Origin of the sequence: Lachnoclostridium sp. Marseille-P6806 (genome assembly GCF_900625025.1) — a bacterium.
Taxonomy (GTDB): Bacteria; Bacillota; Clostridia; order Lachnospirales; family Lachnospiraceae; genus CAG-791.
The window spans coordinates 1-8,331 of the sequence record NZ_LR130600.1 but is presented as its reverse complement, the minus strand read 5'-3'; the positions used below and the strand labels follow the sequence as shown (position 1 = coordinate 8,331).

7 protein-coding genes and 10 tRNA genes are annotated in these 8,331 nt (G+C 54.1%); 13 read left to right on the top strand and 4 right to left on the bottom strand.

The genetic code is table 11. The annotated features are described in order from the left end of the window. Nucleotides 1-74 precede the first annotated feature (74 nt). The 3 genes from E0E20_RS13640 (at nucleotide 75) to E0E20_RS13630 (ending at nucleotide 401) form a co-directional block, all read left to right on the top strand. Nucleotides 75-146: transfer RNA gene (locus tag E0E20_RS13640), tRNA-Glu, on the top strand. Between the two features lie 47 nt (nucleotides 147-193). Continuing rightward, nucleotides 194-267: transfer RNA gene (locus E0E20_RS13635), tRNA-Ile, on the top strand. A 50-nt stretch (nucleotides 268-317) separates the two neighbouring features. Continuing rightward, a tRNA-Leu gene (locus tag E0E20_RS13630) sits at nucleotides 318-401 on the top strand. 444 nt (nucleotides 402-845) lie between these two features. Here E0E20_RS13630 and E0E20_RS13625 read toward each other — a convergent pair. Continuing rightward, nucleotides 846-2,216, bottom strand: coding sequence for an MATE family efflux transporter (locus E0E20_RS13625; RefSeq protein WP_242622811.1), 1,371 nt, complete (start codon nucleotides 2,214-2,216; stop codon nucleotides 846-848). A gap of 463 nt (nucleotides 2,217-2,679) precedes the next feature. On the opposite strand from E0E20_RS13625, the gene E0E20_RS13620 reads away from it, so the two are divergent. The 10 genes from E0E20_RS13620 (at nucleotide 2,680) to E0E20_RS13575 (ending at nucleotide 6,036) form a co-directional block, all read left to right on the top strand. Further along, a complete protein-coding gene (locus tag E0E20_RS13620; protein ID WP_130838715.1) occupies nucleotides 2,680-3,918 on the top strand; it encodes a THUMP domain-containing class I SAM-dependent RNA methyltransferase in 1,239 nt (412 codons plus the stop codon). A gap of 68 nt (nucleotides 3,919-3,986) precedes the next feature. Further along, on the top strand, nucleotides 3,987-4,667 hold the full coding sequence (rdgB, locus tag E0E20_RS13615) for an RdgB/HAM1 family non-canonical purine NTP pyrophosphatase (RefSeq protein ID WP_330509002.1): 681 nt from the start codon (nucleotides 3,987-3,989) through the stop codon (nucleotides 4,665-4,667). Beyond that, nucleotides 4,664-5,152: a metallophosphoesterase gene (locus E0E20_RS13610; RefSeq protein WP_130838713.1), complete on the top strand. Its 489-nt coding sequence runs from the start codon at nucleotides 4,664-4,666 to the stop codon at nucleotides 5,150-5,152. The genes rdgB and E0E20_RS13610 overlap by 4 nt, the downstream gene beginning before the upstream one ends. A 167-nt stretch (nucleotides 5,153-5,319) precedes the next feature. Next, a tRNA-Pro gene (locus tag E0E20_RS13605) sits at nucleotides 5,320-5,394 on the top strand. A 42-nt stretch (nucleotides 5,395-5,436) separates the two neighbouring features. Beyond that, nucleotides 5,437-5,507: transfer RNA gene (locus E0E20_RS13600), tRNA-Gly, on the top strand. 6 nt (nucleotides 5,508-5,513) lie between these two features. Next, nucleotides 5,514-5,587, top strand: a tRNA-Arg gene (locus E0E20_RS13595). Between the two features lie 49 nt (nucleotides 5,588-5,636). Next, nucleotides 5,637-5,710, top strand: a tRNA-His gene (locus E0E20_RS13590). A 46-nt stretch (nucleotides 5,711-5,756) separates the two neighbouring features. Further along, nucleotides 5,757-5,828, top strand: a tRNA-Gln gene (locus E0E20_RS13585). Between the two features lie 5 nt (nucleotides 5,829-5,833). After that, nucleotides 5,834-5,906, top strand: a tRNA-Lys gene (locus E0E20_RS13580). A gap of 50 nt (nucleotides 5,907-5,956) precedes the next feature. Then, a tRNA-Leu gene (locus E0E20_RS13575) sits at nucleotides 5,957-6,036 on the top strand. Between the two features lie 148 nt (nucleotides 6,037-6,184). On the opposite strand, the gene E0E20_RS13570 is transcribed toward E0E20_RS13575, so the two are convergent. The 3 genes from E0E20_RS13570 to E0E20_RS13560 all read right to left on the bottom strand — a co-directional run bounded on the left by E0E20_RS13570 (nucleotide 6,185) and on the right by E0E20_RS13560 (nucleotide 8,173). Beyond that, a complete protein-coding gene (locus E0E20_RS13570; protein ID WP_130838712.1) occupies nucleotides 6,185-7,429 on the bottom strand; it encodes a site-specific integrase in 1,245 nt (414 codons plus the stop codon). A 112-nt stretch (nucleotides 7,430-7,541) separates the two neighbouring features. Further along, entirely contained in the window at nucleotides 7,542-7,937 is a 396-nt protein-coding gene (locus E0E20_RS13565) for a type II toxin-antitoxin system HicB family antitoxin (protein WP_130838711.1), read from the bottom strand. Nucleotides 7,938-7,987: 50 nt separating this feature from the next. Continuing rightward, on the bottom strand, nucleotides 7,988-8,173 hold the full coding sequence (locus tag E0E20_RS13560) for a type II toxin-antitoxin system HicA family toxin (protein ID WP_130838710.1): 186 nt from the start codon (nucleotides 8,171-8,173) through the stop codon (nucleotides 7,988-7,990). Between the last annotated feature and the right edge of the window lie 158 nt (nucleotides 8,174-8,331).

The following is an 8,331-nucleotide window of genomic DNA, read 5'->3' as shown; positions in this document are numbered from 1 at the left end:
AGTGTCACAGGTTCGAGTCCTGTTTGGGGCGCTGAGCGCAGCGTGAGAGCGCGCTGTGCGGGCAGCAAGAACGGGGCCCCGTGGTCAAGCGGTTAAGACATCGCCCTTTCACGGCGGTAACACGGGTTCGAATCCCGTCGGGGTCATGCGAGAATTGTTTATCACATATGCTGATACAGGTTTCATCTTGTGAGGACCTTTAGCTCAGTTGGTTAGAGCAGTCGGCTCATAACCGATCGGTCCTGGGTTCGAGTCCCTGAGGGTCCACGAGAAGAGAGCGGTATGCGGATTTCGTATCTGTGTGCGGCTCTCTTTATGCCGGCATGGCGGAACAGGCAGACGCGCGGGACTTAAAATCCCGTTCTAGAGATAGAGTACCGGTTCGATCCCGGTTGCCGGCATTGAGAGATATTAGTGATATAGGACAAAAAGAGTTGGTTTAAACCGCTGTTTACAATTCCCGTTTACGACCAGAGGTCATAGACGTACTTCCTCTTAACTTAAGCCATATGGAGACAATCGTGTTGATGTCACGGGTCAAGGATAAAAATCTTTGAGATCAAGGGATTCTGAGAATATTGCCAGGAACAGCTTTATCGCCGGAGTCCCTTTTTTGCACCCTTTGTACAGCGGTTCAACAAAAAGGGGGATGATAATAAGAATAAAATGACGGACAAAGGCCCCTCCCGCTGTGCGGCAGCTTCCTGCACAGCAGAAGGGGTCTTTTTATTCTTGCGAGTGAGGCCGAACGGGAATGGATGAGTTGGCGTCGTTTGTTCAGCAGTACCGCAAGGGCGGAGATTCCCCCGCCCTTTGCAGCTTCTCAGAGTTTCCTTAGAAATTCCTTAGAGCTTCATTACGGTATTCCGGTAGAGCTTGAGGAAGAAGCAGATGGATAGGATGAGCGACACCAGCTCGGCGATGGGGAACGCCCACCAGACATTGACGACGCTGCCGGTCTGCGCCAGCAGCCATGCGGCCGGGATGAGAGCGACAAGCTGACGGCCGATGGAGATAATGAGGGAATAGATGCTTCTGGCAAAGGCCTGAAAGATGGAACCCATCAGAATGCTTGCTCCGGCGGCCGGGAAGTGGATGGCAATGATGCGGAGCGCGGGAACCCCGATGGCAAGCATGTCCTCTGAGGCGTTGAACAGCCGGAGAAGAAGAGCCGGAAACAGTTCGAACGTGAGCGTTCCGATGATCATGACGGATACGGCAAGCGTCAGGGAGAAGCGGAGCGCTTCCCGAATTCGATCCTTTCTGCGTGCGCCGTAGTTGTAGGCCAGTACCGGAATGAGCCCGTTGTTCAGACCGAAGATCGGCATGAAGAAGAAGCTCTGGAGCTTGAAGTACACGCCGAATACGGCGGCCGCCGTCGTGGAGAAAGCGATCAGAATGCGGTTCATCAGATAAGACATGAGCGAACCGATGGAGATCATCAGGATGGAGGGGATTCCTACGAAATAAATCTGCTTCACTACAAAGCCGGTCGGGTGCAGGATATCGCGGACGGAGAAGCGGATGTCCTTATTAAAGCGTATGTTCAGGAAGACGCCGAGCCCGCCGGCAACGAACTGACCGAGGATGGTGGCCAGCGCAGCCCCGGTCACGCCCATGGCGGGAAAGGGGCCGATGCCGAAGATCATAATCGGATCAAAGATGATGTTGATGAGCGCCCCGGTCCCCTGCGAGATCATACTGAGCAGGGTGCGTCCGGTGGACTGCAGGAGACGCTCCATGGTGAGCTGGAAAAAGAGCCCTAAGCTCCCGCAGCATACGAGCATGAGGTAGGCGTCGCCGTGACGGATGATTTCCTCCACATCAGTCTGCGTCCGGAGAAAAGGGCCGGAGAAAAAGAGGCCGATGAAGAGAAAGAGGAAAAAATTAAAAAAAGTCAGCAGGATGCCTGTATTGGCAGCCCGATCGGAGTCCCGGAAGTTCTTCGCACCCAGCGATCGCGAGAGGAGGGCGTTGATTCCTACTCCGGTTCCCGAGCCGACAGCGATCATAAGATTCTGCAGCGGGAACGCAAGCGTGACGGCGGTCAGCGCATTTTCGCTGATCTGTGCGACAAAGATGCTGTCCACAACGTTGTAGAGGGCCTGCACCAGCATGGAGATCATCATGGGCAGCGACATTGACACAATTAGCTGCTTTACGGGCATGACGCCCATCTTGTTTTCTTCTCGCTTCGTTTCTTTCTCTGCGTTCATTAAATTTTCAAAATTCCTTTCTGGTCACGTATACGGCGGTGTGCCGCCGGATGCCGGAACGTCCGCTCATACAAGTATAGCGTCCGCTCCGTCGTCTGACAGGGACTTACAAAGTACAGTATAGCCTACATTATTTTGAAGAAAAAGGGAACCGGCAGGAAATAAAAATGGGGAGACGGCATTTTTTTCAGGGAAAAGTGTGAAAAATCACGCTGATACGCTGATTTATTCCGTGAGCGACAAGTGCTGTTATGTAGTGGGACGACATGAGCCGCAAGCTGCTTTTGCGGCGCATGCCTCGCTGGGGAACGCGCCGGCATGGTGATTAGTGTATAAAATAGTAATCACGGGATGCGGGAACGGTAAATCTCTGTTAAAATTCAAATCAGTTCCCAGAAAACGCTTCCGGGAACTGATTTGAGTTTTGGCGAAACATCGCCTCCTGGGAGAAAAATAGAATATGATGCAGCAGTTTGAACTGATCGCCCCCTGCCATTTCGGCATGGAGAGCGTCGTAAAAAAGGAAATCTATGAGCTTGGCTATGAGATCAGCGAGGTGAGTGACGGACGCGTCACTTTCCTCGGCGATGCGGAGGCCATCGTCCGCGCGAACATCGGACTCAGAACGACGGAGCGCATTCTCTTCAAGGTGGGAGCCTTTCATGCGGAGACATGGGATGAGCTCTTTGAGGGCACGCAGGCGCTGCCGTGGGACGACATCCTGTTCCGAGACGCCCGCTTCTGGGTCACCAAGGCGTCGAGCGTAAACAGCGCGCTGTTTTCTCCCTCGGATATCCAGTCTGTGATGAAAAAGGCCATGGTCCGCCGCATGCAGAGGCGCTATGCGCTGGAGCAGTTTCCGGAGGACGGGGCCTCATACCCGATCCGCGTGTTTCTTCTGAAAAATGAGGTGACGGTCGCCATTGATACGACCGGGGAATCGCTCCACAAGCGCGGCTATCGAAAGAAAGCCGTCAAAGCGCCGATCGCGGAAAATCTGGCGGCGGGACTCATCATGCTCACCCCGTGGCGGGCGGGCCGCATTCTGGTGGACCCGTTCTGCGGCAGCGGCACGATTCCGATTGAGGCGGCGATGCAGGCGGCAAATATTGCTCCCGGGATGAACCGGAGCTTTACGGCGGAGAGCTGGACCGGCCTTATCCCGCCGGGCCTGTGGGAGGACGCGCGCGAAGAGGCACGGGAGGCAATGACTCCGGAGATCGACGCGGATATTCAGGGCTATGACATTGACCCGGAGGCGATTGCGGCCGCGCGGGACAATGCGAGGCTGGCGGGGGTGGAGCATCTGATCCATTTTCAGGTGCGGCCCGTGTCGCAGCTTTCTCATCCGAAAAAATATGGTTTTCTGATCACCAATCCGCCCTATGGTGAGAGGATTTCCTCCTTTGCGCCGGGGAGCAATGCGCCGAAGAGTATGGCGGAGCTGCGGGCGGCCCGCTATCAGGGAGGCGGCGGAGAGGGGGGGCAGAAGCTCCGGCTTCCTGCGGCGGATCTGTCGGGACTCTATCGGACGCTGGGAGAACGCTTCCGAGCGCTGGATTCATGGTCTTTGTATGTGATCACCTCCTTTGCGGACTGCGAGAGAGAACTCGGACTGCGGGCGAAGAAAAACAGGAAAATTTATAATGGCATGCTGAAAACGTATTTTTATCAGTTCCCCGGTCCGAAGCCCGGCAGATAAAACGCACGACACGGAAGCCGTAACAGAATGAAGTAAAACAGCACGAAACCGAGGAGAGGAGTTGTCATATGCTGCTGCAGCTGATACTTGCCACGGGCAATGAAAATAAGGTGAGGGAAGTCAATGAGATTCTTGCGGACGATTTTGCCGGAGCGCCGATCCGGGTCCGTTCGATGAAAAGCGTCGGGATATCCTCCGATCCGGAGGAAAACGGGACGGATTTTGAGGAAAATGCCCTGATCAAGGCGCGCGCTGCGGCAGCGCTCCTCCCGCCCGCGGCGGATGAGACGGCAAGGGCGGAATGGATGCGCGCACAGGGAATGGATCCCGCAGATGCGCTTGTCGTGATTTCGGACGATTCGGGACTTGTGATTGATGCGCTTGGCGGTGCGCCCGGCATACAGTCGGCGCGCTATCTGGGACGCGACGTGGGCTATGATGTCAAAATGGCGCATATTCTGGAGGAGCTCCGCGGTCTGCCGCAGGAGCAGCGCAGCGCCCGCTTCGTGGCGGCGATTGCCGCCGTGCTCCCGGACGGCTCAGGGCTTGCTGTCCGCGGAACCATGGAGGGGAGGATCAGCAAGGAACCCCGCGGCGAGGGAGGCTTCGGCTATGATCCGATCCTGTTTCTTCCGGAATACGGGCTTACGAGCGCGGAGCTTTCGCCGGAAGAGAAAAATGCGATCAGCCATCGGGGAAAAGGCATGCGGCTCATGCTGAAAACACTGCGGGAGCGCCTTGCCTTATGAGAGTTCTGATTATCAGTGATACCCACGGGCAGGACGGAGCCATCATGGAGATATGCAGAAGAGAGAAGCGGATCGATGTTCTTCTCCATGCGGGCGACAGCGAGGGAAGCGAGGCCTTTTACCGGGAATATATGCGCTGTGTCACCCATTTTGTGGCAGGGAACTGTGACGGCTTCTGCAGGCTGCCCTCGTGGGAGGTGTTTCCTCTGGGAAAGCACACGGCGTTTCTTACGCACGGTCACCGCTACGGCGTGTTCGGCGCGCAGGTGCCGGATGCACTCACGGCCGCGGCGCGGGAGAACGGGGCGGACATCGCGGTGTTCGGGCATTCGCATATTCCGCTGGTGGAGGAAAAGGAAGGGATTCTGTGCGTCAATCCCGGGAGCCTTGCCCGGCCCCGGCAGGCGGGACATCGGCCCTCGTATGCCGTGATGGAGATCGGCGATGCGGATCAGGCGATCAACTGTCGGATACGGTATCTGTGAGCGCGGCTGTATCCTGCTATTACCCGTCCTATTCTTGGGTTTTGATGAGATTTTCACAACAGTTTTCTTCGTTTTTCGTACATTTTTCGTACATATTGAAATATTGGATTGACATACTGTGAGCGCTCCGATATAATGTGTTTTGCGTCACAGAAACAGGGTCTTGCCGGGGTGTGGCTCAGCTTGGCTAGAGCGCCTGGTTTGGGACCAGGATGTCGCAGGTTCGAATCCTGTCACCCCGACGCGGAATAAGCTCTTCAATTCCATAGATAAGGATTTGTTTTGCGGGTGTAGTTCAATGGTAGAACACTAGCCTTCCAAGCTAGATACGTGGGTTCGATTCCCATCACCCGCTTTCTATGTGTCCGTAGCTCAGCCGGATAGAGCATCGGCCTTCTAAGCCGAGGGTCTGGGGTTCGAATCCCCACGGGCACATTTGCGGATATTCTTTATCTGTATGACGCCGGCAGAGGTTCCTCATATGGTGGGTATGGCGTAGTTGGTTAACGCGCCAGATTGTGGTTCTGGAGATCGAGGGTTCGAGTCCCTCTACCCACCCTTATCTTTATCCCGAGCATTACCCATATGCCTCACGGGCGTCTTTTGGGCTATCGCCAAGGGGTAAGGCACAGCACTTTGACTGCTGCATTCGTTGGTTCAAATCCAACTAGCCCAGTCTGCGGGACATTAGCTCAGTCGGTAGAGCACTTGACTTTTAATCAAGTTGTCGGGGGTTCGATTCCCCCATGTCTCACTTGCGACGATGACCGCCGACGAAGCGTCGGCGGTTGTTTTTCGTTCTGTGCGGATATGATGGAATTGGTAGACATGCAGGATTTAGGTTCCTGTGAGAGATCGTGTGGGTTCGAGTCCCACTATCCGCAGTCGCGCAAAACCCGCATAAACAGGGCATCGGACAGGCATAAAAGCCGCTCTGGTGCCCTATTTATTGCCGCGGAAAGTAAACGTATTTCCGCCACTTGTAAGACTTCTTTCGCGCCTTGCAACACGGATTTGCAACACGAAACTGCATTATAACAGGGAAGCGAAAACATTATTAACTGTCTCCTGCGCCTTTTTCCGGTCGGCATCCAACGTGTGGCGATACACAGCATTCATTGTGTAATTGGTTGACCAGCCGCCGCGTTCCTGTATGTAGGCGTCCGGGAGGCCCGCAGCGTGTGCGATAGAGACAAAGGCGTGCCGGAGGTCGTGAAAGCGGAAGTGAGGTATATTTTTTTCCTTTAAGAGCTTGGAAAAAGCCCTTGAAAGAGAATTGAGCTGCAAATTGCAAATATATCCCTGTGCCCGTATCTTTTCAGCAACGGAGTGCGGGAGAAGAATGATCCGGTCGGAATCAAGCGTTTTGGGATAATCCTTGATGATCTGCCGAGAATGATCGTCGTAAACAGCCGTTCGATGAACGTGAAGAGAATCGTCCTCTGATAGATCGTCGATAGAGGCCGCTACAATCTCGCCACGGCGCATCGGGCCGATGGAGCCTAGGAGAAGAATAGGCACCTCAAGCGGCGTGCCCTTAGAAGCGGCGTACAGGCGCTGTATCGTGGTCTCGTCCGGAATGTTATACTCTGGCTTCTTTTTGGGAGGCAGTGTGCACGGCGGTGCGGTGATCCCGCGTGAGTTGCAGACAGCGCAGAGAAAGGAGTGGCAGTTGCGAACGGTCTTCGAGGAAGACGTGGCATACAGTCCATTGATGAGCTCCTGCATCTCTTCCCGAGAGATCGCGCCGAGCTGCTTTGCGCAGAACTTCGGGAAATTCACGAGGAGACGCTTCTGAATAAACGTATATCCTCGTATCGTGGCGGGAGAGAGGACGGCCCGCTTCTGCCGGATAAAGGCGTTCATGCAGTTTTCAACGGTATCGCCGGAGACAGCAGCGGAGGGATGCTCCGCCTGCCATTGGAGAGCGAGGAAGTCGGCCCGTTTTGCGGTGTCAGCGGTGAAAGACTTATAGGAGCGGCGGCCCTTGTCGTTGTAGCCGATGAAGACCTGCGTGCGGTAGGAACCGGAGGGGAGTTTTGTAGCCATAGAAAACCTTTCTGGGGATAGAAATACCCGGTACTTGATGAATACCGGGCAGAATGGATATAATATAGCCGTTCGAACAGCTTTCCGGCTCTCCCCGGTGAGCAATAGCCGTTTACCGCGCGTGCCGCGGTCTCGTCGGCGCTCCGCCCATTCTGTTAGCGCAGAGTGGGCGGTTTTGTTAGATAAATATATATTGAACTGTTGCAAAATTTGCAACAGTTGCCTCACGGCTTAGCGTCCGTCCCCGGATCGTGGGAGGCATTCTTAGACCATTTCGCCGAGATGAGCGAGATGGCGTCCGTCCTCGGATCGCGGGAGGCGTACTGCCAAGGCATTCGCATTAGTTCACGCCGATTTTTTCTTTCAGCGCATCCTGCAAGACCTGAGAAAAGTTCAGTCCGGCGGCAATGGCGGCCTCATTCAACCATTCCGGGATGGAGAGAGTCTTCTTAACCGCCTGATTCTTCATAAGACGCCGGTATTTCTCTGTATCGCAGGAAACAAGCGACACAAATTCGTTATCGTCGGTAGAGACATCCTTTACAGAAGATGGAGCAGGAATATCCTGCTTGCAATCCTCATAGTCAACCAGCGTAAGCGGCAGAACATCCTCCGCCATAGCGAGAGCCTCGCTGAGAGTTTCTCCGCAAGTATACGCTCCGTCAAGGTCGGGAAAGTTGACGGAGAATCCGTTCTCTTCTTCTGTAAAAACTGCCGGATAAATATATTTTGCCATGTGCAACCTCCTTAGTATGTATAGGACTAAAACATGAAAGGCATGGCGGGCTATTTCAGCCCCGCATCATTTAATATGCTCTGTTCTGTCTTCTTCATAAGCTCCTTGCTGTAATGTCTTGGTACAGAGAATGTCTTTCCGGTTTTCGGAGAATGCCACCTTTCGTGGTTCGTCCCCTCCTTGACCTTGTAACAGCCGTTCTTTTTCAAGAGCTTTACGATTTCCGAAACTTTCAATGTTTTATATCTCCTTTCGCTTACAAGAACATTATATACGTATGTAATACGTATGTCAATAGGAGCGTAAGAAACAAATGACAACAAAAAGGCCCGGAAACCTTTTCGGCCTCCGGACCTTTTTGTGACTTAACAATATCGAGCATCAAGGAGTGCTT